We start from the raw sequence: 25,827 nt of genomic DNA, 5'->3' as shown, positions 1-25,827 counted from the left end.
ACCATGACTATTCGAGATAATGACGCAGTAATCGTCGACTTTGCACGGACCCCCATGGGTCGTAGCAAGGGTGGCAGCCACCGTTTTACCCGTGCTGAAAACCTGAGCGCCGATCTGGTGAACGGCTTGCTGGCTCGCAATGAAGCCCTGAACCCGGCCGATATTGATGACATCATCTGGGGATGCGTAAACCAGACTAAAGAACAGGGCTGGAACGTCGCCCGCATGATGCAATTGCTGACCGATATTCCACACACGGTACCGGCGCAAACCGTCAGCCGTTTGTGCGGTTCATCCATGTCGGCGCTGCACATCGCAACGGCGAACATTCAGTCGGATAACGGTGACATTTATGTCATCGGGGGTGTTGAGCACATGGGTCACGTCGACATGATGCACGGTGTCGACCCCAACCCCATGCTGTCGCAAAAGGCAGCAAAGGCCTCGGGCATGATGGGCCTTACCGCCGAGCTGTTGTCAAAAATGCACGGCATCGGTCGTGAACAGCAGGATCAGTTTGGTCTGCGTTCGCACGTGAAAGCCCATGAAGCCACTCAGGCTGGCAACTTCGACAATGAGATCATTGCCCGAACTGCACACGATGCCAACGGCAACCCGTATCTGATGAAGCACGACGAAACCATCCGCCCGGAGACGACGCTGGAAGGTCTGGCATCATTGCGTCCGGCCTTTGATCCGAAAGCCGGAACCGTAACCGCCGGTACCTCAAGCCAGATCACTGACGGTGCTTCGGCGATGGTGGTCATGTCATACCGCAAAGCCAAGGCGTTGGGTCTTAAGCCTCGAGCCGTGGTGCGCGGCATGAGTCTGGCGGGCGTTGATCCGTCTATCATGGGGTACGGCCCGGTGCCGGCGACCAAGAAGGTGCTCAAGAAACTGGGCATGACCATTGAAGATATCGACTACGTCGAGCTCAATGAAGCCTTTGCCGCTCAGGCCTTGCCGGTGCTGAAAGACCTGAAATTGCTGGAGAAAATGGACGACAAGGTCAACCTGCACGGTGGCGCCATCGCCCTGGGTCACCCATTCGGCTGTTCCGGCGCGCGCATCACCGGCACGCTGTTGAATGTAATGGAGCAGAACGATGGTCAGTTTGGTCTGTCGACCATGTGCATCGGTCTGGGGCAGGGCATCAGTACCGTTATTGAGCGTGTCTGATACCGCTGCACGCTGATTCAAGCTGGTTAACGCCAGTTCGAACAACGAAAGTTGTTTGTTAAAAAGCCGGCCTGGTGATCACCGGGCCGGCTTTTTTATGGGTGACTGCTGGTGAAGTCAGGAGCCTGGATGGTCACCGGGCACACCCAGCACATCGACAACGCCAGACCGGATCAGTTCACTGACGGACGGATACCACATGCTCTGATGAGGCGTTTCCATGATTCGCGTCAGAAAGGCTTCGTCTACATTCGCCCGGCGAAACAGGTTCAAGTCTCTTTGCTGCTCTTCTTCCGGGTTCTGCTTCATCAGAAACTCCATGACCGGAGATTTTTGAGCATAGCGATGGAAGCCAAGGCGGGCATCCGGTTCAAGATAGCGTGTTTGGCCGGCAATAAAGACCAGGGTGCAGGCTGAGGCGCAATCGCCGTAGGCCGAGGTGCTCAGGCCGAATTCGTTAACCAGCCGGACCAGTCCACGGGCCTCGGCGACCAAGCCACCGCGGCTTTGCAAGCGCAAATGCACGACGCTGTCTTCCTGCTCGAGCAGGGTACTGAGTGCTTGAGTGACACCAAAATCAATGTAACCATCCAGCCTGATGTGATCTTTTTGGTTTGACAGTGTCAAATCAAAGCTGGGCAGCACATCGTCATCCGGCGCATTGCCTCTGAGTACATTGGCGGCGACGGCGAACAGTAAGGCAAAACACGCCAGACCCACCAAGGCGGTAACAGTGGGGATGACCAGCCAGTGAAGCCGATTGTCTTGCCAGGGTCTGTTAGTCATAAGACTCCGCAGAGGTGATGGGTATGGCGTAAACCGGTCGATCTGCCCTGGCCGGTCTGTATTCACAGCGTGTGACGTCGCAGTGGCAGGTGGTGATTAGCGAAAATCCGGCCCTGACCTGGAAGCAGTGCCAGGGTGCATTGCATTGGCAATATAGAAAGGAAGTGGCCGATTCGCAAGGCGTGAGCGTTACCGTGCGAGGTCGTTGCTTGATTTGCCTAACCTTACTTATAGGAGCGCCTCATGAAATCCTTAACCGCAGGCATTTACCGGCACTACAAGGGGAACCGCTACCGCGTTATTGGCGTAAGCCGGCACAGCGAAACCAATGAGCAGCTTGTCGTATACCAGTGCCTGTATGGTGACTACAGCCTCTGGGTGCGGCCACTGGATATGTTTACCGAGCTGGTGCGGATTGACGGCGAAGACATTCCCCGTTTTGAGCGGGTTCAGTCTCTGGATGAGGCCGACTGGCTGTCGCTGGCGGCTGAAGTGTCTTCGCCGATAGCTGAATCGTAGAGTCCGGAAATTAACTGGGAAATTTTCTTAATCTGCTGCGGTTTGTCGTTCAAGTGAATGTCGCTGTGGATCAGCAGGTCTTTCGCATGTTTATAGAACGACGAGGCCGCAGAAAGGTCGTGCTGGTCACGGGCTTCCAGACCCTGGCGTTTATAGGCCTCCACCTCGAGCATCAGGCTGTTTCGGGTGAGGCGGGCCAGATGTTCATGGCATTCCACCTCGGAGATCAGCCCCCGTCCATTGAGGGCTCTAACCCACTTCATGGCCCGGCCAAAGTGTCGTTTCATTAAATTGATTTGCCGGTCACTGGACGGTATTTCAGGCTGGTGGGCCTTCTCGCCCAGGCTACTGATGTCATCAGCCAGCGATTGGTAATAGGTCACATCCCGCTGGGAGTCCTGATTCGAGGGGTCGATGGCCAGCAGGCTTTCGGCCTCTTCCAACAGGTTTTGCTGGATCAGGTGCAGCAGGTCGGGATCCCGGTCGTAGACCATCAGGGTGGAGAACAATTCCTCATACTGCGTTTGCTGGGACCGAAGCTGGCGAAGGCGGGCTTTAATCGCCTGAGCTTCCTGTTCTTTCTGGGTTGCAACCCGGCTCATGTAAAGGCCGCCGATGATCAGACCAACCATCGAAATCATGAATAAAATGGCAAATAACGACACTCTGGTACGCTCCTGAATGGGACTCCGTGATCGAACAACCACGGTTAATGAGACTATCCAGCCTGTACGCTGTGCCCGGGTTCGTGCATAGTACGGCGCTGAATGGTCGCCGGGGATTGCATTGCAAGCCCTGCACGTACCGGTTCCTCGCTGCGCAGCGGCGACTTGACCTCAAGGGGTCAAACAGTTTATACGTCTGCGCCGCTTGCGTTCCCCGGGGTTCGTAAGCTAAGTATATAAAAGGAAGCAACAGGCGGAATTATAGCGCATGGGTAAATCTCTGGTCATTGTCGAATCACCAGCAAAAGCCAAAACGATCAACAAATATCTGGGAAATGACTTCATCGTCAAGTCCTCGGTAGGTCACATCCGTGATCTGCCCACCAGTGGCCAGGCCAAACCGGTAGATGCCAAGGCGCGTGCGCGTCAGGCAGCCGAAACACGCAAATTATCGCCCGAAAAGAAAGCGATCCATAAAAAGAAGAAGGCCAAGGAGCAATTAATCGCGCGCATGGGCATCGACCCCGATAACGGTTGGACAGCCCAGTATCAGGTGCTGCCCGGCAAGGAGAAAGTGGTCGACGAATTGCGACGCCTGGCCAAGACAGCCGATACCGTCTACCTCGCGACGGATTTGGACCGCGAGGGGGAGGCGATTGCCTGGCATTTGCAGGAAAGCATCGGTCTCGCCCCTGAAAAGTACCGTCGGGTGGTGTTTAACGAAATCACCAAGAAAGCCATCAACGAAGCCTTCGACCGCCCGGGAGAGCTCGACCTTAATCGGGTCAATGCACAACAGGCACGTCGATTCCTGGATCGGGTGGTGGGCTTTATGGTGTCGCCACTGCTGTGGGCCAAGGTAGCCCGGGGCCTGAGTGCGGGCCGGGTTCAGTCGGTAGCGGTTCGGCTGATTGTCGAGCGCGAGCGCGAGATTCGTGCGTTCAACCCGGAAGAATTCTGGGACTTGCACGTTCAGACGCGCGCCAAAAACGACGCTGAAGTCCGCTTTGAAGTTGCCCGTTATCTGGGCGACAAATACCGGCCGGTCAATAAAAGCCAGAGTGATGAACATGTCGAGCGGCTGCGCGATGCGGCATTGCGCATCACTGACCGTGAAGACAAGCCCACGTCATCCAAGGCGGCGCCTCCTTTTATTACCTCGACGCTGCAGCAGGCGGCCAGCACACGACTCGGCTACACCGTCAAGAAAACCATGACCATGGCCCAGCGGCTCTATGAGGCCGGTCACATCACCTATATGCGTACCGACTCGACCAACCTGAGCCAGGAAGCCGTTGCCTCGGCGCGTGATTACATCGCCGACCAGTACGGTGATCAGTATCTGCCTGAGAAGCCGGTCACCTACGGCAGCCGGGAAGGGGCCCAGGAGGCGCACGAAGCGATTCGGCCGTCCTATGTGGCCCGCAAGAGCGCCGACCTCTCCGACATGGAACGCGACGCTCAGCGGCTCTATGAACTGATCTGGCAGCGCTTCGTGGCCTGTCAGATGGTACCGGCCAAGTACAAGAGCACCGTACTGACGGTCGCTACCGGCGATTATGAGTTCAAGGCTAAGGGTCGGGTACTGGTATTCGACGGCTACACCCGTGTCATGACCCAGGTCGCCAAGGGCGATGACGCCATTGAACTGCCAGACCTGAAAGTGAATGACGAGCTGGCGCTGGTGGCTCTGGAGCCACGCCAGCACTTCACCAAGCCGCCGGCGCGCTTTACGGAAGCCTCGTTGGTCAAAGAGCTGGAAAAGCAGGGGATTGGCCGGCCATCGACCTACGCCTCCATTATTTCGACGATTCAGGATCGCGGCTACGTAAGGCTGGTCAGTCGCCGATTTTTCGCTGAAAAAATTGGCGATATCGTGACCGATCGGCTGACCGAATCGTTCAAGGATCTGATGCAGTATCAGTTCACCGCGCGTCTGGAAGAGTATCTGGATGACATTGCCACCGGTGAACGCACCTGGAAGCAGGTACTCGACAGCTTCTACGACGACTTTACCCGCCAGTTGGACCAGGCAGAGTCCGACGAAGACGGCATGCGCGCTAACGAGCCGACGCCAACGGACATCGAGTGTCCGAAATGCGGGCGCCCGATGATGATTCGTACCGGTACCACCGGCGTGTTTCTCGGCTGTTCCGGCTACAGCCTGCCACCCAAGGAGCGTTGCAAGGGCACCCTGAACCTGATTCCCGGCGAGGAAGTGCTCGATCTGGAAGACGACGATGAGGCCGAAGCCCAGGCGTTGCGCCACAAAGAACGCTGCGACAAGTGCGGCACGGCCATGGACAGCTACCTGATCGATGAAGGCCGCAAACTGCACATCTGCGGTAACAACCCGGATTGCACCGGCTTCAAGGTCGAGAAGGGTCAGTACAAGATCAAAGGCTACGACGGCCCGACGCTCGAGTGCGATAAATGCGGTGCCGAAATGCAGCTCAAAAGCGGCCGTTTCGGCAAATACTTCGGTTGCACCAATGACGAGTGCAAAAATACCCGCAAGTTGCTGCGCAACGGTGAAGCGGCACCACCAAAGATGGATCCGATTCCGATGCCGGAATTGAAGTGCCTGAAGGTGGAAGACACCTACGTGTTGCGTGATGGCGCTGCCGGCTTGTTTCTGGCGGCCAGTCAGTTCCCGAAAAACCGGGAAACCAGGCCACCATTGGTGAAGGAGTTGGTGGCACATGCCGATGAATTGCCGGAAAAGTACCTGTACCTGACTAAGGCACCCAAGAAAGACGACGAAGGTCGGCCCACGGTCATTCGTTTCAGTCGCAAGACGAAAGAACAGTATGTCATGACAGAAAATGAGGATGGCAAGGCGTCTGGCTGGAAGGCTTATTATCAGGGTAAGCGTTGGGTGGTTGAGGAGAAAGCCGGGAAATCGGCCAAGGCTTAAGGTAGTGATCTCCTTTCCATAAAAAAACCGGCAATTGCCGGTTTTTTTATCGCTGCGTTCCAGTGAAGGAACACTCAGCTTTTGGGGAAGTCCCGCTGGGTGTGGCCCTTGTAGAGCTGGCGGGGCCGTCCTATGCGGTAGCTGCCGCTGATCATCTCTTTCCAGTGGGCGATCCAGCCCGGGGTACGGCCTACGGCAAACAGAACGGTAAACATGTCGTTCGGGATACCGAGCGCCTTGAAGATGATGCCTGAATAGAAATCGACGTTGGGGTAGAGCTTCTTCTCAACGAAGTAAGGGTCTTCCAGGGCGATTTTTTCCAGACGCATGGCGATCTTCAGCAGCGGATCGTTGTTGATGCCCAACTCACCCAGCACTTCGTCGCACGTAGCTTTCATCACCTTGGCGCGGGGGTCGTAGTTCTTATAGACCCGATGGCCAAAGCCCATCAGACGGAACGGATCGTCCTTGTCTTTGGCACGCTTGATGTACTCTTCGATGTTGGCCTCATCGCCAATCTCTTCGAGCATGTTCAGCACCGCTTCGTTGGCGCCGCCGTGTGCCGGGCCCCAGAGTGCGGCTATGCCAGCGGCAATGCAGGCGAACGGGTTGGCACCGGATGAGCCGGCCAGACGCACCGTTGACGTTGAGGCGTTCTGCTCGTGATCGGCATGGAGCGTGAAGATCTTGTCCATGGCCCGCGCCAGCACCGGGTTTACGGTGTATTCCTCGGCCGGTGTGCTGAACATCATGTGCAGAAAGTTGCCCCCGTAGGACAGATCGTTCCGCGGATACATGAACGGCTGACCCATGGAATACTTGTAGGTCATGGCCGCCAGCGTCGGCATTTTGGAGATCAGGCGGTGTGCGGCGACTTCACGATGGTGATCGTTACTGATGTCGAGCGAATCGTGATAGAAGGCGGACAAGGCACCCACAACGCCAACCATGATCGCCATGGGGTGGGAATCACGGCGGAACCCCTGGAAGAATTCATGCATCTGTTCATGCACCATGGTGTGGTGCATGATGATGTTCTTGAACTCGCCTTTCTGGGTGTTATCCGGCAGCTCGCCGTACAACAGCAGATAGCAGACATCCAGATAGTCGGCATTTTCAGCCAACTGATCGATAGGGTAGCCCCGGTGCAGTAAGACACCTTTATCACCGTCTATGTAGGTGATTTCAGATTCGCAGGATGCGGTTGAGACAAAGCCCGGGTCATAGGTAAACAGGCCGTGAGCGGTCAGTGACCGCACGTCTACAACATCTTGACCCAGAGTGCCGGAGTAAATCGGCAATTCAATCGGGTCGCGTCCTTCGATGACCAACTTGGCAGTCTTGTCAGTCATGAGGCCTCCTCTTCAAAGCAGTGTTGGGCGCCAGGGTATCGGCGCAGGATGGGGTGAACTCGTGTTGGGCCTGAAGGGCAGGCCCCGTGCAGCGTGCAATGCCAGCTAATAAATGCTTTCAAAACAACGCCGGATGATACAGTTGTGACTCAGAGTTTAAAATCGGGGCCAACTATAGAGCCTTGGTTAGGATTGTCAATTTGACTTCAGTCTTACGGTTTGAACGCAAAAATCGATGCCTCCCCCTAAAGTCGAAGTGGAAACCTTTTGTCAATCGATACAATAGCGTCCGCTAATGAATCCCGGATCAGGCGGGCTGATCACGGGCGTGTTCATTTGTAATTGTGTTCGACGGTCTCTATAATTCCGCCGCATTTCGGGGTTGGGCTGAATTGCCCAACAACTCCAAACACCCCGGTTCAGGGGTCCGCACCATAAGAAGAGTGTACTGCCGTGAAAGATCACCGACCGAAAAACCTCGATCTGGCGACGATCCGTCAGCCGATCACCGCCATAGCGTCGATTCTGCACCGAATCACCGGCGTCATGCTGTTTGTCGCCGTGGGCTTTCTAGTCTGGGCCTTAAGTCTGAGCCTCGAGTCCCGTCAGGGGTTTGACCAGACCGTTGCCGTTATGACCCACCCACTCGCCAAGCTGATTACCTGGGGCATTTTGTCTCTGGTGATCTACCACCTCTTTGCCGGCATCAAGCACCTGATTATGGACGCCGGTTTCGCTGAAACGAAGGAAGGGGGGCCGCTGGCGGCCAAAATCACCCTGGTCCTGACTGTCGTTGTGATCGTATTGATGGGGATTTGGGTATGGTAAAAAGTGTGACGAATCTAACCCGCAGTGGCCTCTCTGACTGGCTGGTGCAACGTGTCTCAGCAGTGCTGCTGGCGCTCTATACACTCTTCATCCTCGGAGTTTTCTTCGCCAATCCGGATTTGGGTTACGACGAATGGGAACACCTTTTCTCCCTGTTCTGGGTCAAACTGTTCACACTGGCCACCTTGCTGGCACTGGTCGGCCATATCTGGATCGGCATGTGGACCGTCGCGACCGACTATCTGAAAAACACCTGGGTTCGCTTCTTCTTTCTCTGTGTGATTGCGGTAACCGCCTTTGTGTATCTGGTTACCGGCGTTACCGCTGTATGGGGTGTATAAAGCATGGCTAACATCAAGACAATGACATACGACGCCATCGTGGTCGGTGGCGGTGGTTCTGGCCTGCGGGCAGCGTTGCAGCTGGCCGAGTCCGGTTTGAACACGGCGGTAATTTCCAAGGTTTTTCCAACCCGTTCTCACACGGTATCGGCCCAGGGTGGTATTACCTGCGCCATCGCCAGTGCTGATCCCGATGACGACTGGCGCTGGCACATGTATGACACCGTCAAAGGTTCCGATTACATCGGTGACCAGGACGCGATTGAATACATGTGTTCGGTAGGTCCCCAGGCTGTGTTCGAACTCGATCACATGGGGCTGCCGTTCTCGCGCTTTGAAAATGGCCGTATTTACCAGCGGCCCTTTGGCGGTCAGTCCAAAAACTTTGGCGAAGGCGGCCAGGCGGCCCGTACCTGTGCGGCGGCCGACCGTACCGGTCATGCGCTGTTGCACACGCTGTATCAGGGTAACTTGAAAGCCGGTACCAGCTTCCTGAACGAATGGTATGCCGTTGATCTGGTCACCAATGACAGCAACGCTGTTGTCGGCGTGGTGGCGATTGATATCGAAACCGGTGAAACCGTTCATATTCAGTCCAAGGCCACGGTGCTGGCCACCGGCGGTGCAGGGCGCATCTATGCCTCCACCACAAACGCTCTGATCAATACCGGCGACGGCATTGGCATGGCGCTGCGCGCGGGCTTCCCGGTGCAGGATATGGAAATGTGGCAGTTCCACCCAACGGGTATTTACGGCGCTGGTACTCTGGTAACCGAGGGATGCCGGGGTGAGGGTGGCTACCTGATCAATAAAGACGGCGAGCGGTTTATGGAACGCTATGCACCGAACGCCAAAGACCTGGCCGGTCGTGACGTTGTCGCGCGGTCAATGATTCTGGAATTGCTGGAAGGACGCGGGGGCGGTCCGGAAGGCGATCACGTCTTCCTGAAGCTCGACCACCTGGGTGAAGAGCTTCTGCAAAGCCGTCTGCCTGGCATTGTTGAACTGTCCAAGACCTTTGCTCACGTTGACCCGGCCAAAGAGCCGATTCCGGTTGTGCCAACCTGCCACTACATGATGGGTGGCATTCCGACCAACATCGGCGGCCAGGCCCTGATGGTCGATGCCGAAGGCAAAGACCAGGTAATCGACGGTCTTTACGCCTGTGGCGAAGCTGCCTGTGTGTCGGTTCACGGGGCCAACCGTCTGGGCGGCAACTCGCTGTTGGATCTGGTGGTTTTCGGACGTTCTGCGGGTATGCAGATCGAGAAAACCCTGCGTGAAGGCTTTGAAACCAGTGCGGCGACTCAGGCAGATATCGAGCGTGCCATGGCACGACTGGATGCACTGGAAAATGGCAAGGGCACCGAAAAAGTGGCCGACGTCAAAAAAGACCTGCAAAACTGCATGCAACTTCACTTCGGCGTGTTCCGCGAAGGCAAGAGCATGGGCGAAGGCCTGGCCAAGCTGGCTGAGATTCGCGAGCGCGTGGCCAATATTGGTCTCGACGACAAGAGCCGTGCCTTCAACACGGCACGCATTGAAGCGCTCGAACTGGCCAACCTGCTGGAAGTCGCCGAGGCAACGGCGGTGTCGGCCGAACAGCGGACCGAGAGCCGCGGTGCACATGCCCGTGAAGATTACCAGGAACGCGACGACGAAAACTGGTTGTGCCACTCCATCTTCAAGCCAGGCGAGAAAGTGATCAGCAAACGGGCGGTGAACTTCACACCGAAAACCGTTGATACCTTCCAGCCTAAAATCCGGACTTATTAGGAGCGTTGTATGAAAGTCAGCCTGTATCGCTACAATCCGGAAACCGACAAGAAGCCCTACATGCAGGATTACGACATCAATGTCCCTGCAGACAAGGATCTGATGGTTCTCGATGTTCTGAATCTGGTTAAAGAGCAGGACCCTTCCGTGTCCTATCGTCGCTCCTGTCGTGAGGGTGTCTGCGGCTCGGACGGTTTGAACATCAACGGCAAGAATGGCCTGGGCTGCATTACGCCCCTGTCCGAAGTGAAGGGTGGCCGTGACAAGCTGGTCGTGCGCCCCTTGCCGGGCCTGCCGGTCATTCGTGACCTGGTCGTCGACATGAGTGTCTTCTACAAGCAGTACGAGAAAATCAAGCCGTTCCTGATCAACGATCAGCCGGCACCGGCCATTGAGCGGCTGCAAAGCCCGGAAGACCGGGAAAAGCTCGACGGCCTCTACGAGTGCATTCTGTGTGCTTGCTGTTCTACCTCCTGTCCGTCGTTCTGGTGGAACCCGGACAAATTTGTCGGGCCGGCTGGTTTGCTGCAAGCATACCGCTTCTTGGCCGACAGCCGAGATACCGCCACCGCAGATCGTTTGGCCGAACTGGACGATCCGTTCAGTGTCTTCCGTTGCCGTGGTATCATGAACTGTGTCAGTGTGTGCCCCAAAGGGTTGAACCCAACGCGTGCGATTGGTCATATCCGGTCTATGCTGTTGGCTAACGCGACCTGATCACGGTTTAGAGGCGATTACGTTAAGTGATGGCTAAGTAGCAGCCGCTTCACTCTGCGGTTGAACCCCGGTATCGACAGATACCGGGGCGTTTTGCGATCTGCTGGTTGTTTTTCGGGTCGGCCGGGCGCATTTGAGTGATGAAAATTGAGCCGATGTCTTCTGGCATCATTATTCTCCGCGGTATTGAACAAACAGGGTTCAAGCAATGCAAAACGGCACCATGGAGGAACTTTGGTCTACATCCCATCTATCGGGCGGTAACCAAGCCTACCTTGATGAAATGTTCGAAGCCTATCTGGCTGACCCCAATTCCGTCACCGAGCAATGGCGCGCGGTGTTCGACAAACTCCCCAACATTAACGATAAAGTCACGACCGACACGCCTCATGCGCCGGTTCGCGATCATTTCCTGCTTCTCGGCAAATCCCGTAACGTAGCGGCCAATACTCTGGCTCCCAGCATTGTTACCGAGCACGAGCGCAAGCAGGTGCAGGTGCACCAGTTGGCTACGGCCTACCGGTTCCGGGGCCATCAGAAAGCCAAGCTGGATCCGCTCGGCATCGCCGTTCGCGGTGACGTTCCGGACCTGGAATTGCAATACCACGGGCTTTCTGCGGCCGATGAAGACACCATCTTTCAGTGTGGCAACCTCTATATTGGCAAGTCAGAGGCACCGCTTAAAGACATTGTCAATGCGTTGGAACAGACCTACTGCTCATCCATTGGCACCGAATTCACCCATATTGTCGACACCGCAGAGCGCCGCTGGATCGAACAGCGCATCGAGTCGGTTCGCTCCAAGCCGGACTACTCACCGCAAGCGCGCAAGCACATTCTCGAGCGGTTGACGGCGTCGGAAGGGCTGGAAAAATTCCTCGGTTCCAAGTACCCGGGTACCAAACGGTTCGGGCTTGAAGGCGGCGAAACACTGATCCCGCTGATGGACGAGCTGATTCAACGCAGCGGCAGCTACGGCGCCAAGGAAATTGTGATCGGCATGGCCCACCGGGGCCGTTTGAACATGCTGGTCAATATTCTGGGCAAGAACCCGTCTGAACTGTTCCAGGAATTTGAAGGCAAGTCGTTCCTTGATCAGGGGTCCGGTGATGTTAAGTACCACCAGGGCTTTTCGTCTAACGTGATGACCGAGGGCGGCGAAGTGCATCTGGCGCTGGCCTTTAATCCGTCTCACCTGGAGATTGTGTCTCCGGTGGTAGAAGGGTCGGTTCGTGCTCGTCAGGATCGCCGCAAGGACAACACCAGAGATCAGGTAGTACCGGTCAACATCCACGGTGACGCCGCTTTTGCAGGCCAGGGCGTGGTGATGGAGACCTTCCAGATGTCCCAGACCCGGGCGTTCAATACCGGTGGGACTGTTCATATTATCATCAACAACCAGGTCGGTTTCACCACCTCGAAGCGCGAGGATGCGCGTTCGACCGAATACTGCACCGACATCGCCAAGATGGTTCAGGCACCGATCCTGCACGTCAATGGCGATGATCCCGAAGCGGTGGTGTTTGCGACCCAGGTGGCCGTAGATTATCGCCAGCAGTTCAAGAAAGACGTCGTGATCGACCTGGTTTGTTACCGTCGCCGCGGCCACAACGAGGCCGACGAGCCGGCGATGACCCAGCCGATGATGTACCAGGCAATTCGCAGCCGTAAAACGTCGCTGGCACTGTACATCGAATCCCTGATTGAGCAGGAAGTCATTACTGAAGCAGATGCCAAGGCCATGGCCGATGAATACCGGGATCTGCTCGACAACGGCGAGCATGTGGTCAAGTCGCTGGTCAAAGAGCCAAACAAGACGCTGTTTGTTGACTGGTCACCCTACCTGAACCAGCCGGTCGTTGATGACTACGACTCCAGCTACCCGTTGAAAGACCTGCAGGATCTGGCCAATCAGATGAACACGCTGCCGGAAGGCTTTCCGCTGCAGCGCCAAGTCAACAAGATTCTGGAAGATCGGGTCAAAATGGCCAAGGGTGCCTTGCCCATTAACTGGGGTATGGCTGAAATGCTGGCCTACGCAACTCTGCTCAAAGACGGGCATCCGGTACGGATGACCGGGCAGGACTCCGGTCGAGGTACTTTCGTTCACCGTCACGCGGTATTGCACAATCAGAAAGACGGCAGCACCTATACGCCGCTGGCCCATTTGTCGGACGATCAGCCAAGCTTTGAAGTGTTCGATTCGTTTCTGTCTGAAGAAGCGGTGGTAGCCTTCGAATACGGTTATTCAACCACAACGCCGAACTCGCTGGTGATCTGGGAAGCCCAGTTTGGCGACTTCGCCAATGGTGCCCAGGTGGTGATCGACCAGTTCATTACCTCCGGTGAGCACAAGTGGGGGCGTCTCTGCGGTCTGGTGATGCTGTTGCCACATGGCTATGAAGGGCAGGGGCCTGAGCACTCTTCCGCTCGCCTCGAGCGCTTCCTGCAAATGTGCGCCGAGCAGAATATTCAGGTATGCATGCCAACCACGCCGGCTCAGGTTTTCCACATGCTGCGTCGTCAGGCACGCCGGAACCTGCGCAAGCCGCTGGTTGTGATGTCGCCGAAGAGCCTGTTGCGTCACAAAGACGCGGTTTCCAGCCTGGAAGAGCTGGCCAATGGCAGCTTCCAGACGGTGCTGCCGGAAGCCGACAACAGTATTGATCCGAAGAAAGTGACCCGGGTGGTGCTGTGCTCCGGCAAGGTTTACTACGACCTGACCGAGAAGCGTGCCAAGGAATCTGCCGATCACGTTGCCATCATCCGGATCGAGCAGCTGTACCCCTTCCCGGAAGACCGGTTGTACGAAATCCTGCTGGCCTACCCCAAGCTCAAAGAGGTGATCTGGAGTCAGGAGGAGCCCATGAACCAGGGCGCCTGGTATTCCAGCCAGCACCACATGCGCAAGGCGCTGCACCGGGTCAACCCGAAACTCTACCTGAGCTATGCCGGACGCGAAGCATCGGCGTCACCGGCAGCCGGGTATATGGCATTGCACCTTGAACAGCTTGAAAAATTCCTTAATGAAGCAATTTTGCTTGATCAATGATCGACGGCTAACCGACTAAGGACCCACTACATGGCTACAGAAATTAAAGCTCCCCAGTTTCCAGAGTCCGTCGCTGACGGCACCGTTGCCACCTGGCACAAACAGCCGGGTGAGGCTGTTTCGCGTGATGAGCTGATCGTCGACATTGAGACTGACAAAGTCGTACTGGAAGTCGTTGCACCGGCCGACGGCGCGATCAAGGAAATCACCAAGAACGAAGGCGACACCGTTGAAAGCCAGGAAGTGATTGGCTATTTCGAAGCCGGCGCTGGCGGTGGTGATACCGACTCGAAAGAAAAAGACACTGCCAAGAAAGAGGAATCAAAAGACGACTCCAAAAAAGAAGAGGCGTCGTCTTCAAAGGCTGGCCAGGGGGATGCGGATGCGGCCATGAGCCCGGCCGCCCGCCGTCTGGCCGACGATCATAATCTCACAGCCCAGGACATCACCGGCACGGGTAAAGGCGGACGGATTACCAAGGAAGATGTGGTTAATGCCGTCGAAAGCAACTCCAAGTCGAGCCCGGCTGAAGCACCATCGAACAGCATGCCTGGCATGATGCCGCAAAGCCAGAGCACGTCGTCTGCGGGTGTCGCAACGCAGCCGGGCGAGCGTTCTGAAAAGCGTGTTCCGATGACCCGGTTGCGCAAGCGGGTGGCCGAGCGGTTGCTGGAAGCGAAAAACAGCACCGCCATGCTGACGACGTTCAACGAAGTCAACATGAAGCCCATCATGGATCTGCGCGCCAAGTACAAAGAAGAATTCCAAAACGCCCACAACGGTACGCGCCTTGGATTCATGTCCTTCTTCGTTAAGGCGGCAACTGAAGCATTGCGCCGCTTCCCGGACGTCAATGCGTCTATTGATGGCGACGACATTGTGTATCACGGCTACTACGATATCGGTGTGGCCGTCTCCAGTGACCGGGGTCTGGTTGTACCGGTTTTGCGCGATACAGAGCAGATGAGTCTCGCGACCATCGAGAGCACGATTCGTGATTTTGGTTCGCGTGCACAGTCCGGCAAGCTGGGCCTGGAAGACATGCAAGGGGGTACTTTTACCATTACCAACGGGGGTGTGTTTGGTTCCCTGTTGTCGACCCCCATTCTGAATCCGCCACAAACGGCCATTTTGGGTATGCACAAGATTCAGGAACGTCCTATGGCGGTGAACGGTGAAGTGAAGGTTCTGCCGATGATGTACCTGGCGTTGTCCTATGACCACCGACTGATTGATGGCAAAGAAGCCGTGCAGTATCTGGTTGCCATTAAAGACATGCTGGAAGATCCGGCGCGTATTCTGCTCGAGCTGTAATGCCAGCCTTCGGTCAACGAACAGCGCGTTAGGGAACAGGATTAGAAAGGGCAGCAGTGATGCTGCTGCCATCGCTAACAGTTAATAGAAGGGTCAGAGAATATGGCACAACAATTTGATGTAGTGGTTATCGGTTCAGGACCGGGCGGCTATGTCGCGGCCATCAAGGCTGCGCAACTGGGTCTGAAAACAGCCATCGTCGAAAAGTGGCTGACCAAAGATGAAAAGCCGTCCTACGGTGGTACCTGCCTGAACGTCGGTTGCATTCCGTCGAAGGCCTTGCTCGAATCGTCTGAGAAGTTTCACGAAGCACAGCACGATTTTGAACTCCATGGTATTGGCCTCAAAGACCTCAAGGTCGACGTCAAGGCCATGGTCAAGCGCAAGGAAGACATCGTTGGCAAACTGACCGGCGGTGTTGCCGGTTTGCTTAAAGGCAACGGCGTTACCACCTTCGAAGGCAAGGGGATGCTCAAGGCCAACAAGGTTGTGGAAGTGACCTTGCACGATGGCAAAACAGAAACGCTGGAAGGCAAGAACGTCATTCTCGCGACGGGCTCCATCCCGATTGAGATTCCACCAACGCCAACCAACGGCGACACCATTGTCGATTCTGAAGGTGCTCTGGAATTTTCATCTGTGCCCAAGCGTTTGGGCGTTATTGGTGCCGGTGTGATTGGTCTGGAGCTGGGCTCAGTCTGGAAGCGTCTGGGTTCCGAAGTGGTTGTTCTGGAAGCCATGGATACGTTCCTGCCGGCTGCCGATCAGGCCATTGCCAAAGATGCCTTCAAGTTTTTCACCAAGAAAGCCGGTCTCGACGTTCGCCTGGGCGCGCGCGTTACTGGCTCTGAGGTGAAGAAGAACAAGGTTGAAGTCACCTTTGAAGACAGCGATGGCGAGAAGAAAGAAACGTTCGACAAATTGATTGTGGCGGTAGGCCGTCGGCCTTACACCGAAGGCTGCCTCGACAAGGGTTGCGGCGTTTCTCTCGACGAGCGAGGCTTTGTTCAGGTGGATGACCAGTGCCGTTCCACCGTGCCGGGCGTTTATGCCATTGGTGACGTGGTGCGTGGCCCGATGCTGGCTCACAAAGGCTCGGAAGAGGGGATCATGGTGGCAGAGATCATCGCCGGCCATAATGCCGAGATGAATTATGACACCATTCCGAATGTCATCTACACGCACCCTGAAATTGCCTGGGTGGGCAAGACTGAAGAGCAACTGAAATCAGATGGCGCCGACTACAAAGTGGGTTCTTTCTCCATGGCGGCCATCGGCCGTGCCATGGCGCAAAATGCCACCGACGGCCAGGTTAAAATCATCGCCGATGCGAAGACCGACCGTATTCTGGGCATGCACATCTTCGCGTCGGGCGCGTCAGAAATGATCGCTCAGGGCGTGATCGCGATGGAGTTTGCCTCCAGCGCTGAAGACTTGCAGCTGACCTGCTTCGCTCACCCGACTAACTCGGAAGCGGTGCACGAAGCAGCATTGGCTGTAGATAATATGGCAATTCACAAGGTCAATCGCAAAAAGCGTTGATTATAGAAAGTTACCGGGAGATTGCTCCCGGTTTCTTTATTCGCTAATCAGAGTGCCTTGCGGGTGAAACCCACTAGAACAAAAAATTCTCCCAAACACTCGAGTTCACAGAACGGAAAGAACGATGAACCTACACGAGTATCAATCGAAGCAGCTGTTCAAAGAGTACGGTCTGCCAGTATCCGATGGCTATGCCTGTGATACGCCTGATGAAGCGGTTGCTGCCGCCAAGAAAATCGGGGGTAACATGTGGGTGGTCAAGGCTCAGGTGCACGCGGGTGGCCGGGGCAAGGCTGGCGGCGTAAAGCTGGTCAAAACCGATGACGAGATTCGCGCCTTCGCCGAAAAGTGGCTGGGTCAGAATCTGGTTACCTTCCAGACCGATGAAAAAGGCCAGCCAGTCAGCAAGATTCTGGTTGAAACCTGCACCGACATCGCCAACGAACTGTACCTCAGTGCCGTTGTCGACCGTGGTAGCCGTCGCGTCGTATTCATGGCATCGACCGAAGGTGGCATGGACATCGAAACCGTCGCCGAAGAAACGCCCGAGAAAATTCTGCGCGTTGTTGTCGATCCTCTGGTCGGCGCTCAGCCTTTCCAGGCGCGTGACGTGGCATTCCAGCTCGGCCTGAAGGGCGAGCAGGTCAAGCAGTTCACCAAGATCTTCCTGGGTCTGGCGAAGTTGTTCGTCGATAAAGACCTGGCGCTGATCGAAGTGAACCCGCTGGTCATCACCGACGAAGGCAACCTGCACTGCCTCGATGCCAAAATCGGTGTCGACAGCAATGCCCTGTTCCGTCAGAAGCAAATCTCCGACATGCGTGACCCTTCCCAGGAAGACGAACGTGAAGCGCAAGCCTCTGCCTGGGAACTGAACTACGTTGCCCTGGACGGCAACATTGGTTGCATGGTTAACGGTGCTGGCCTGGCAATGGGCACCATGGACATCGTGAAACTGCACGGTGGCCAGCCTGCCAACTTCCTCGACGTAGGCGGTGGCGCGACCAAAGAGCGCGTAGCTGAAGCGTTCAAGATCATCCTGTCCGATACCTCGGTCAAGGCGGTTCTGGTCAACATCTTTGGCGGCATTGTTCGTTGCGACATGATTGCTGAAGGCATCATCGGCGCGGTTGAAGAAGTCGGTGTGAAAGTACCGGTTGTTGTTCGTCTTGAAGGCAATAACGCTGAACTGGGTACACAGAAATTGGCCGAAAGTGGCCTGAACATCATAGCGGCCACTTCGCTGACTGACGCTGCCGAGAAAGTGGTACAAGCAGCCGGAGGTGCAGCATGAGCGTATTGATCGATAAGAACACCAAGGTAATCTGCCAGGGCTTTACCGGTTCACAGGGCACCTTCCACAGTGAACAGGCGATTGAGTACGGCACGCAAATGGTTGGTGGTGTATCGCCGGGCAAAGGCGGCACGACGCACCTGGGTCTGCCTGTATTCAACACGGCCCGTGAAGCCGTAGAAGCAACGGGCGCCACAGCGTCGGTCATCTACGTACCTGCACCGTTCTGCCTAGACGCCATTATCGAAGCGGCCGACAGCGGTGTTGAGCTGGTGGTGTGTATTACTGAAGGCATCCCGACGCTGGATATGCTGGTTGCCAAAGAATACGTCGACCGCAAAGGTGTGCGCATGATCGGCCCCAACTGCCCGGGCGTGATCACACCGGGAGAATGCAAAATCGGCATCATGCCTGGCCACATTCACAAGCCAGGAAAGGTGGGCATCGTATCGCGTTCCGGTACTCTGACCTATGAAGCCGTTAAGCAGACGACTGACCATGGCTTTGGCCAGTCCACCTGTGTGGGCATCGGTGGAGACCCAATTCCGGGTTCAAACTTCATCGACATTCTGGAAATGTTCGAGAAAGACCCGGCAACTGAAGCCATCGTTATGATTGGTGAAATCGGCGGTACCGCCGAAGAAGAAGCCGCCGCTTACATCAAAGCGAACGTTTCCAAGCCGGTTGTCTCCTACATTGCCGGTGTGACGGCCCCTGCGGGCAAGCGCATGGGCCATGCGGGCGCCATCATTGCCGGAGGCAAGGGCACGGCTGACGAGAAGTTTGCTGCCCTGGAAGACGCCGGTGTGAAAACCGTTCGTTCTCTGGCGCAGATTGGTGACGCTTTGAAAGAAGTCACCGGCTGGTAAGCCTGGCGATCGCAATCTGATGCGACGTTCTGATAAAGGCAGCTGAGGCTGCCTTTTTTATTGGGTGAGAATAAGTCGGCAGTCAGGCCGGGGCCGTTAAGCTAGACTCTGTCGATAAACAGGACACGACATTTAAGGATAGGCAGGACATGTTACATCTCTTTGATTGGCTGGCGTTGCTGGTGTTTTTCACCAGTTGGGTGGTCTATACCCGCTATGCGTCCCGCGAGGCTAAACGCAGGCACAGTTTATCGTCGATCATGCATCATTTTCGGGTGGACTGGATGCATCGGTTGTTACGACGTGAGAACCGGGTGGCCGATATGTCTGCGGTGGGCAATCTGGAGCGCAACTCCGCCTTCTTTGCCTCCAGTTGTCTGTTTGTGGTGGCGGGTCTGATAACCGTGCTGGCCGCCTCGGAACAGGTTGTGAGGCTGCTGAACGACATTTCCTTTGTACAGCCCGGAACCAAGGCGCTGTGGGAAGCCAAAGTAGGGGTGTTGGTGGCGATCTACGTTTATGCCTTTCTCAGCTTTACCTGGAGTATGCGACAATTTGGTTTTCTGTCGGTGATGATCGGGTCGGCACCGACCCCAAGCGAGACCATCGCCGATTCCGTGAAGAAAGATTTCTCCGTTCACACGGCCAAAGTAATGGACCTGGCAGGCAAGCAGTTCAATCTGGGTTTGCGGGCGGTTTACTTCAGCCTGGCCGTCATCGGGTGGTTCCTGGGGCCGCTCTGGTTCGTGGTACTGACCAGCGTGATCATTGGTGTGCTGTATCGTCGAGAATTTCGCAGTACAACGCTTAAGGAGCTGGTAAGGGCCCGTGGCCTGGACCCTAAGCAGGACATAGCCCCGGGCAGGAAGGTAGAAGAGTAACCGGGCCAGGCTCTCGCAAAACGAGAGCCTGGCCGAATTGGCTTTATAGGCCGGGTATCGACGAGCCAGCAGGATTGGCGCGTTGATCCTGAATCGCCTCACGCAAAGGGATGCGCATCAGCAAGATGCCTCCGGCTATGAAATAGAGCATGATCACCAACAGAGCCTGGTGCCGGCCAACAGCGTCGGAAATGGGGCCAAAGGTCATGCCAATAATGATGGCAAAGCGCCCGAAAGTCCCCCACAGCCCAAACAGCAAGGCCGAATCCTGAGGGTTTGCCAGCAAGCCGACGACGGCCCGGCTGGCACTCTGGGTTGCCCCCATGGCACTGCCTGCGATAAACGCCACAACGACAAAGAGCGTGGACGCGGATAAACCGGTTAGCAAGACCAGCACATCCAGGTAATAGATGCCCAGCAATCCCATCAGCCACCAGCCCAGGGTCAGCACCAGGGTGTTTTTGGAGCCCAGCGTGTCTTCAATAAAGCCAAAGCCGATCGCCCCGATCATTGAGGCGATTTGCAAGGTTGCGCCGATGATCAGCAGCTCGGTGCCTCGAATGCCTATCTCTTCCTGGGCGTAGATGCCAAAGAATTTGACCACAACGGAAACGCCGGCCATATAAACCATAAAGGCGATAAAAAAGCGAAACAGCACCGGGTAGTCAGCGATGATGCTGCGCATGGCCAGAAGCCGGGCCCCCGCCGCTCTGATCAGGACCGACATCCGGGCATGTTCAAACTCTGGCAGTGGCTCCGCCCGTTCCTTAACGAACAGAAAGGTGGGCAGGGCGCCTAGCCCGTAAAAGAGGGCCACGACAATCATAGCCAACTGGTTCTGGTCGATATAAAGCGCAAGATTCGAATCGGCGCTTTCGGTCACGACCACGATAATAATCAGCAAGCTCAGCAAGCCTCCGATATAGCCGATACCCCAACCAATCCCGGAAATACGGCCCATATTGTCCTTGCTTGCCAGTTCGGTCAGAAAGCTGGCAATGAAGCTCTCCGACAGCATCCAGGCGGTGTTACTGCAAATCAGAAACGCCATGCCGAGCCAGACTGATCCGGGTTCAACAAAATACAACCCTCCGGTAGCCAGCACGGATACCCAGGTGCACCAGGCCAGGTACCGCTTTTTGCGGCCGCTGTAGTCGCATATTACGCCCACCAGCGGTGCCAGAATGATGGCCAGACCGGTTGAAATGGCCACGCTGGCCGCCCAGAACGTGTTTTTCAAATGGTCAAGTTCGGGCGGAACAATGTAGGAGATGAAAAAAGCACTGTAGATAAAGCTGACTACGACCGTGGTGTAGCTGCTGTTGGCGAAGTCATACATGGCCCAGCCAAAGATCTCGCGCTTGCGAACCGGAGCGTGGGGAGTGGGTGTCGACATCCTGGAGGTGCTTCCTTGTTATTGGACAGGCGGTTGTCACAGGCTCGACGGGTGTTATTGGGCACGCCAGCGAACCTGCCGGATTCAGGGTCAAGTGTGCACCAGTGCTGGCGGTGAGGAAAGTCCGGGGTGGTAAATGATAGGGGCAGCGCTTGAAATGCATCACAAGGCCCATAAATAGGGGGAACCATTGTCTAAGTCTTTGATTTGAGGTGAATTCCATGTCTGAAACCCAACAAGAAACGCTCAGCTTTCAGACAGAAGTCAAGCAACTTCTGCATTTGATGATCCACTCCCTGTACTCCAACAAGGAGATATTCCTGCGCGAGCTGATCTCCAATGCGTCTGATGCCTGCGACAAGTTGCGATTCCAGGCGTTGAAGGATGATACTCTGCTTGCTGAAGACAGTGATCTGACTATTCGGGTCAAGTACGACAAAGAAGCCGGCACGGTTACGCTGACCGACAACGGCATTGGTATGACCCGTGACGACGTTATCGCTAATCTGGGGACCATCGCCAAATCCGGCACGGCTGATTTCCTGAAAAACCTGACCGGTGACGAACGTAAGGACAGTCAGTTGATCGGGCAGTTCGGGGTCGGGTTCTATTCGTCGTTTATTGTTGCCAGCGCGGTTGATGTCTATACCCGTCGTGCCGGCACTTCCGCCGACGCCGGTGTTCACTGGCGCAGTGAAGGCGAGGGTGAGTTCAGCCTCGCCGACGTAACACTGCCGCAGCGCGGCACCCGCATTGTGTTGCACCTCAAACCGGAAGAAATCGAGTTTGCCGACGGCTGGCGCCTGCGCAACCTGATCCGCAAGTACTCGGATCACATCGCCATTCCGGTGCAGATGCTGAAAGAAAACTATGAATCGGAAGACGACGATAACGCGGAAGAGAAAGCGATCGAATGGGAAACAGTAAACAGTGCCAAGGCACTGTGGACCCGGCCACGCAGTGAGATCTCTGACGATGAGTACAAAGAGCTCTACCGCCACATTTCGCACGATTTCGGCGATCCGCTAAGCTGGAGCCACAATAAGGTTGAGGGCAAGCTGGACTACACCAGCCTGCTTTATATCCCTAAAAAAGCGCCCTATGACATCTGGAATCGCGAGCGTATTCGTGGACTCAAGCTGTATGTTCAGCGTGTTTTCATCATGGATGACGTCGAACAGTTTCTGCCGATGTATCTGCGCTTTGCCAAGGGGATTGTCGACTCCAACGATCTGCCATTGAACGTCAGCCGCGAAATCCTGCAGAGCGACGACGCCATCGACAGCATGCGCTCGGCGCTGACCAAACGGGTTCTGGACATGCTGGCCAAGCTCGCCAAAAAAGACCCCGACGGGTATCAGACGTTCTGGGACGAATTTGGCCAGGTATTGAAGGAAGGGCCGGCGGAAGACGCCGCCAATAACGACAAGATTGCCAAATTGTTGCGCTTTGCCACGACCCATACCGGCGAAGCCGCCCAGACCCAATCGCTGGACGACTACGTCAGCCGGATGCAGGAAGGGCAGGATAAGATTTATTACGTGGCCGCCGACAGTCACCAGACCGCCAGAAACAGCCCGCACCTGGAAGTGTTCCGCAAGAAAGGCATCGAAGTGCTGCTGATGAGCGACCGGATCGATGAGTGGCTGATGGGTTACCTGCGTGAATTCGACGGCAAGTCGCTGGTCGATGTTGCTCGCGGAGGTCTTGATCTGAGCGGTGTTGAAACCGAGGAAGAAAAAGAAGCCCAGCAAAAAGCCAACGACGACCACAAGCCGCTGCTGGAGCGTCTGAAAACACTGCTCGCCGACGATGTGGAAGAGGTTCGCATGACGCACCGGCTGGTTGAATCTCCGGCTTGCATCGTGGTTGGCGATAACGACATGGGTGCCCAGATGCGCCGTATCATGGAAGCCGCGGGTCAGGCCGTTCCTGAAACCAAGCCGATTTTCGAGCTGAATCCGGAGCATCCACTGGTGCAGCGGCTTGAGCAGGAAGCCAGTGAAGACCGCTTTGCCGATTTGGCCAATATTCTGCTTGAGCAGGCACGATTGGCCGAAGGCTCTCATCCCAAAGACGCGGCCGGTTTTGTAGGACGATTGAACAAGCTGCTGTTGGATCTTTCCCGCTAGGCGGTGCGCCTTAGCCCCACAGGCCGGCTTAGGATTCAAGTTCTGTGCCCAAAACCCGCAACGGGCCACACTGTGGCCCGTTGCTTGGTGTCGGCACCGGTAGAATTCAGTACAATGCCGGTAATTTCAATTCTGGAGTAATGAAATGACCTTCAAGAACTGGCTCGCAGCCTGTGCCGTATTAATGCCGTTAGCCGCCCAGGCGGGTGGTTCGCTGGACATCGCTCTGTCCAACACCTCGGTCAGGCTGGAACATGAGGCAGTCCGCGTAGGCTCCGGTGCTCACATCACCACCGGCCTTGCCTACAGCGAAGACAATCAGGCTTATGCATTCAGTGCCGGTTTTAATGCGGTTGATGCCACCATGGCGAATCGTGAACTTATTGGTGGCATTGGCTTCAAAGGTTTTCTGTTCGATGCCGGTGAACCGGGCTTTGCTCTGGGTGTGGGTGGCTTTTTGCGCTGGCAACCCGATTTTATGAACGGCCTGGGCACCGAAGCACAGCTGTATTACGCGCCCGACATTCTCAGTTTTGGTGACGTGGTTGCCTTCCAGGAGGTGATCGCGCGGGTTACCTACAAAGTGCTGCCTCAGGCGCGCGTCTTTGTCGGTTGGCATGACATCGCCGGTTACTATTACGACACCTCTGGTGGCCCAAGCCGCGTAGACAACACCTTCAACCTCGGTTTCCGGATGAATTACTGAGCCATGAACCGTCGTGGTCTGACCAACGCCTTGCTTTACCAGGCGAGGTTGATGCTGGCATTGGCGGAGCAGGAGGCCGTCCCGGCGCAACGTCAGGCCTGCGCCTCTTCTTTTGAAGTGCTGGCTCACCGTGCCTGGGTTGCCGCTCTGTGTGAAACAGCCGAGTCTTATGGCGTGTCTCTGGCGCCAGAGACTCCCTTGAGTGACCTGTTGGACACCTGGCGTGAAAGACGCTCTGATGCCTGGGAACTGAATGCGGTGCAATCAGGCCTCGGCCAGCCCGGTCACTGGATGCAACAACTGCATCGCAATCTGACCCATTGGTCGACGGGTGTGATACCCGAAGGCGTCAAAAAAGCCGACCCAAACCGCATTGCGCTGGTGTCCGACGATAACCAAGAACCTACAAATCATTACCGCAGAATTCTGAATGAGCTGCAACAATGGGTCGACGACGTGAGAGCGCAAAGCGACCACAGTTAACGAACCGGTTTGGCTAACCCCCTGGGCCGTAGCGGCTGAAGTCAGGTTCTGCCTATTGTTGAAACTAAGGGCTATATGTACTGGGAAATTATCGAGCTGGCAAACGGCGAAGTGGCATTGCGCCGGGCCGATTCCAATGACGATCCGTTGCTGGTCATCCGGTTTTCGGATGAAGCCAAGGAGCGCCTGAAAGAGCAGCGCCTGGATGTTGCCCGCGCTATGATTTCAGCTGGCGTGCAGGTGGCTACAGAAATCGAGTCCGGCGAAGAAACGGATGACATGGACGACGAGATGATCGTCCACTAGCTTTACCCGAACAAGGGCGGCAAGAGCCGCCCGTCTTGGTCATCGCGGGTGTATTGCACCCACCTGTTACTCGCTTGTAGTCTATCTACCCCCAAGGTTCCTTTATCCCGTGCACTTCGCTACTGGTACTCTCGATACCAACGCCTGACCGCGGCTACGTATTGTTGAGTTTCTGGGTAGGGTGGAATGCCCTGGTAGCGAGCCACAGCAGTTTCTCCAGCATTGTAGGCCGCCAGTGCCAGATCAAGATCGCGATAGCGCTGCATCAGATACTTGAGATGGGCGGTACCGGCGTGAATGTTCTCTCTCGGGTCGGTGATGTTGCGCACACGATACTGGGCTGCCGTGGCCGGCATCAACTGCATCAGACCCATGGCGCCTTTGTGCGACCGCGCATTGACCTGAAAATTGGACTCCTGTCGGATAACCGCACGAATGAGATTGGCGTCCAGCTGATACTGACTGGCGGCCGTGTTGATGTGTTGTTCGATCTCGGCCCTGCCCCGAAGTCCATCCGGGTCTCTGAGCCGCTGACCGGCATCGCGCGCATCCAAACCACTGTGTTCCAGAACGTAACCGGGCAAGGAAACTGGCCGGTTGGTGACTACGCGTTCGCCGGAGGGCGTCAGATAAATATACAGATCGGCTGCGGCGGCAGACAATGATGTCAGCAAACAGATAGCCAGTGTCAGGAGCCAGCCGTTTGGCAAGGCAATCGGGCGCACGATCCGTCTGTTCAGTCTGGGTTGACGCAAGGGTTACTGCTCCCGCG

22 protein-coding genes are annotated in these 25,827 nt (G+C 55.9%); 17 read left to right on the top strand and 5 right to left on the bottom strand.

What is annotated here, in order from left to right; all coding sequences use genetic code 11:
* The first annotated feature begins 3 nt into the window (after positions 1–3).
* On the top strand, positions 4–1,179 hold the full coding sequence (fadA, locus tag EP166_RS03675) for an acetyl-CoA C-acyltransferase FadA (protein WP_127555435.1): 1,176 nt from the start codon (positions 4–6) through the stop codon (positions 1,177–1,179).
* A gap of 117 nt (positions 1,180–1,296) precedes the next feature.
* On the opposite strand, the gene EP166_RS03670 is transcribed toward fadA, so the two are convergent.
* The gene (locus tag EP166_RS03670) at positions 1,297–1,965 is read right to left on the bottom strand and encodes a COG3904 family protein (protein WP_127555434.1); all 669 of its coding nucleotides are present in this window, start codon (positions 1,963–1,965) and stop codon (positions 1,297–1,299) included.
* Positions 1,966–2,208: 243 nt separating this feature from the next.
* Between EP166_RS03670 and EP166_RS03665 the strand changes: the two genes are divergently transcribed.
* The gene (locus EP166_RS03665; protein WP_127555433.1) at positions 2,209–2,484 is read left to right on the top strand and encodes a DUF1653 domain-containing protein; all 276 of its coding nucleotides are present in this window, start codon (positions 2,209–2,211) and stop codon (positions 2,482–2,484) included.
* Here EP166_RS03665 and EP166_RS03660 read toward each other — a convergent pair.
* Positions 2,415–3,149, bottom strand: coding sequence for a hypothetical protein (locus tag EP166_RS03660; RefSeq protein ID WP_127555432.1), 735 nt, complete (start codon positions 3,147–3,149; stop codon positions 2,415–2,417). The two genes, EP166_RS03665 and EP166_RS03660, sit on opposite strands and share 70 nt — an antisense overlap.
* A gap of 268 nt (positions 3,150–3,417) precedes the next feature.
* Here EP166_RS03660 and topA point away from each other — a divergent pair, with 268 nt between their 5' ends.
* Positions 3,418–6,066 carry a type I DNA topoisomerase gene (gene topA / locus EP166_RS03655; RefSeq protein WP_127555431.1) on the top strand — a complete coding sequence of 883 codons (2,649 nt, stop codon included), beginning with the start codon at positions 3,418–3,420 and terminating at the stop codon, positions 6,064–6,066.
* Between the two features lie 74 nt (positions 6,067–6,140).
* Here topA and gltA read toward each other — a convergent pair whose 3' ends face one another.
* Complete coding sequence (gene gltA / locus EP166_RS03650) at positions 6,141–7,418, bottom strand: citrate synthase (protein WP_127555430.1); 1,278 nt, start codon at positions 7,416–7,418, stop codon at positions 6,141–6,143.
* A gap of 453 nt (positions 7,419–7,871) precedes the next feature.
* On the opposite strand from gltA, the gene sdhC reads away from it, so the two are divergent.
* From sdhC to EP166_RS03600, 10 genes are all read left to right on the top strand, one after another.
* Positions 7,872–8,246 carry a succinate dehydrogenase, cytochrome b556 subunit gene (gene sdhC / locus EP166_RS03645; RefSeq protein ID WP_127555429.1) on the top strand — a complete coding sequence of 125 codons (375 nt, stop codon included), beginning with the start codon at positions 7,872–7,874 and terminating at the stop codon, positions 8,244–8,246.
* A 5-nt stretch (positions 8,247–8,251) separates the two neighbouring features.
* Positions 8,252–8,587, top strand: a complete 336-nt coding sequence (gene sdhD, locus EP166_RS03640) for a succinate dehydrogenase, hydrophobic membrane anchor protein (RefSeq protein ID WP_342662965.1) — start codon at positions 8,252–8,254, stop codon at positions 8,585–8,587.
* Positions 8,588–8,590: 3 nt separating this feature from the next.
* Positions 8,591–10,363: a succinate dehydrogenase flavoprotein subunit gene (gene sdhA / locus EP166_RS03635; protein ID WP_127555428.1), complete on the top strand. Its 1,773-nt coding sequence runs from the start codon at positions 8,591–8,593 to the stop codon at positions 10,361–10,363.
* A gap of 9 nt (positions 10,364–10,372) precedes the next feature.
* On the top strand, positions 10,373–11,080 hold the full coding sequence (locus EP166_RS03630) for a succinate dehydrogenase iron-sulfur subunit (protein WP_127555427.1): 708 nt from the start codon (positions 10,373–10,375) through the stop codon (positions 11,078–11,080).
* Positions 11,081–11,288: 208 nt separating this feature from the next.
* Positions 11,289–14,132, top strand: coding sequence for a 2-oxoglutarate dehydrogenase E1 component (locus EP166_RS03625; protein WP_127555426.1), 2,844 nt, complete (start codon positions 11,289–11,291; stop codon positions 14,130–14,132).
* A 30-nt stretch (positions 14,133–14,162) separates the two neighbouring features.
* Entirely contained in the window at positions 14,163–15,446 is a 1,284-nt protein-coding gene (gene odhB, locus EP166_RS03620; protein WP_127555425.1) for a 2-oxoglutarate dehydrogenase complex dihydrolipoyllysine-residue succinyltransferase, read from the top strand.
* Positions 15,447–15,548: 102 nt separating this feature from the next.
* A complete protein-coding gene (lpdA, locus tag EP166_RS03615) occupies positions 15,549–16,988 on the top strand; it encodes a dihydrolipoyl dehydrogenase (protein ID WP_127555424.1) in 1,440 nt (479 codons plus the stop codon).
* Positions 16,989–17,112: 124 nt separating this feature from the next.
* Positions 17,113–18,282 carry an ADP-forming succinate--CoA ligase subunit beta gene (gene sucC / locus EP166_RS03610; RefSeq protein WP_127555423.1) on the top strand — a complete coding sequence of 390 codons (1,170 nt, stop codon included), beginning with the start codon at positions 17,113–17,115 and terminating at the stop codon, positions 18,280–18,282.
* Positions 18,279–19,151 carry a succinate--CoA ligase subunit alpha gene (gene sucD, locus EP166_RS03605; protein WP_127555422.1) on the top strand — a complete coding sequence of 291 codons (873 nt, stop codon included), beginning with the start codon at positions 18,279–18,281 and terminating at the stop codon, positions 19,149–19,151. The genes sucC and sucD overlap by 4 nt, the downstream gene beginning before the upstream one ends.
* Positions 19,152–19,300: 149 nt before the next feature.
* Positions 19,301–20,032: a DUF599 domain-containing protein gene (locus tag EP166_RS03600; protein ID WP_127555421.1), complete on the top strand. Its 732-nt coding sequence runs from the start codon at positions 19,301–19,303 to the stop codon at positions 20,030–20,032.
* A 43-nt stretch (positions 20,033–20,075) separates the two neighbouring features.
* Here EP166_RS03600 and EP166_RS03595 read toward each other — a convergent pair whose 3' ends face one another.
* Entirely contained in the window at positions 20,076–21,428 is a 1,353-nt protein-coding gene (locus EP166_RS03595) for an MFS transporter (RefSeq protein WP_127555420.1), read from the bottom strand.
* Positions 21,429–21,649: 221 nt separating this feature from the next.
* Here EP166_RS03595 and htpG point away from each other — a divergent pair, with 221 nt between their 5' ends.
* From htpG to EP166_RS03575, 4 genes are all read left to right on the top strand, one after another.
* The gene (htpG, locus tag EP166_RS03590) at positions 21,650–23,560 is read left to right on the top strand and encodes a molecular chaperone HtpG (RefSeq protein ID WP_127555419.1); all 1,911 of its coding nucleotides are present in this window, start codon (positions 21,650–21,652) and stop codon (positions 23,558–23,560) included.
* A 145-nt stretch (positions 23,561–23,705) separates the two neighbouring features.
* Positions 23,706–24,266 carry a YfaZ family outer membrane protein gene (locus EP166_RS03585; protein WP_127555418.1) on the top strand — a complete coding sequence of 187 codons (561 nt, stop codon included), beginning with the start codon at positions 23,706–23,708 and terminating at the stop codon, positions 24,264–24,266.
* A gap of 3 nt (positions 24,267–24,269) precedes the next feature.
* The gene (locus EP166_RS03580) at positions 24,270–24,749 is read left to right on the top strand and encodes a DUF6586 family protein (protein ID WP_127555417.1); all 480 of its coding nucleotides are present in this window, start codon (positions 24,270–24,272) and stop codon (positions 24,747–24,749) included.
* Between the two features lie 75 nt (positions 24,750–24,824).
* A complete protein-coding gene (locus tag EP166_RS03575; RefSeq protein WP_127555416.1) occupies positions 24,825–25,055 on the top strand; it encodes a hypothetical protein in 231 nt (76 codons plus the stop codon).
* A gap of 119 nt (positions 25,056–25,174) precedes the next feature.
* Here EP166_RS03575 and EP166_RS03570 read toward each other — a convergent pair whose 3' ends face one another.
* Entirely contained in the window at positions 25,175–25,810 is a 636-nt protein-coding gene (locus EP166_RS03570) for a lytic transglycosylase domain-containing protein (RefSeq protein WP_127555415.1), read from the bottom strand.
* Between the last annotated feature and the right edge of the window lie 17 nt (positions 25,811–25,827).

The sequence above is a fragment of the Saccharospirillum alexandrii genome (assembly GCF_004000275.1).
In the GTDB taxonomy this organism is placed as follows: domain Bacteria; phylum Pseudomonadota; class Gammaproteobacteria; order Pseudomonadales; family Natronospirillaceae; genus Saccharospirillum; species Saccharospirillum alexandrii.
The sequence above is the reverse complement of the archived record's forward strand: the minus strand, read 5'-3'. Positions and strand labels throughout refer to the sequence as shown.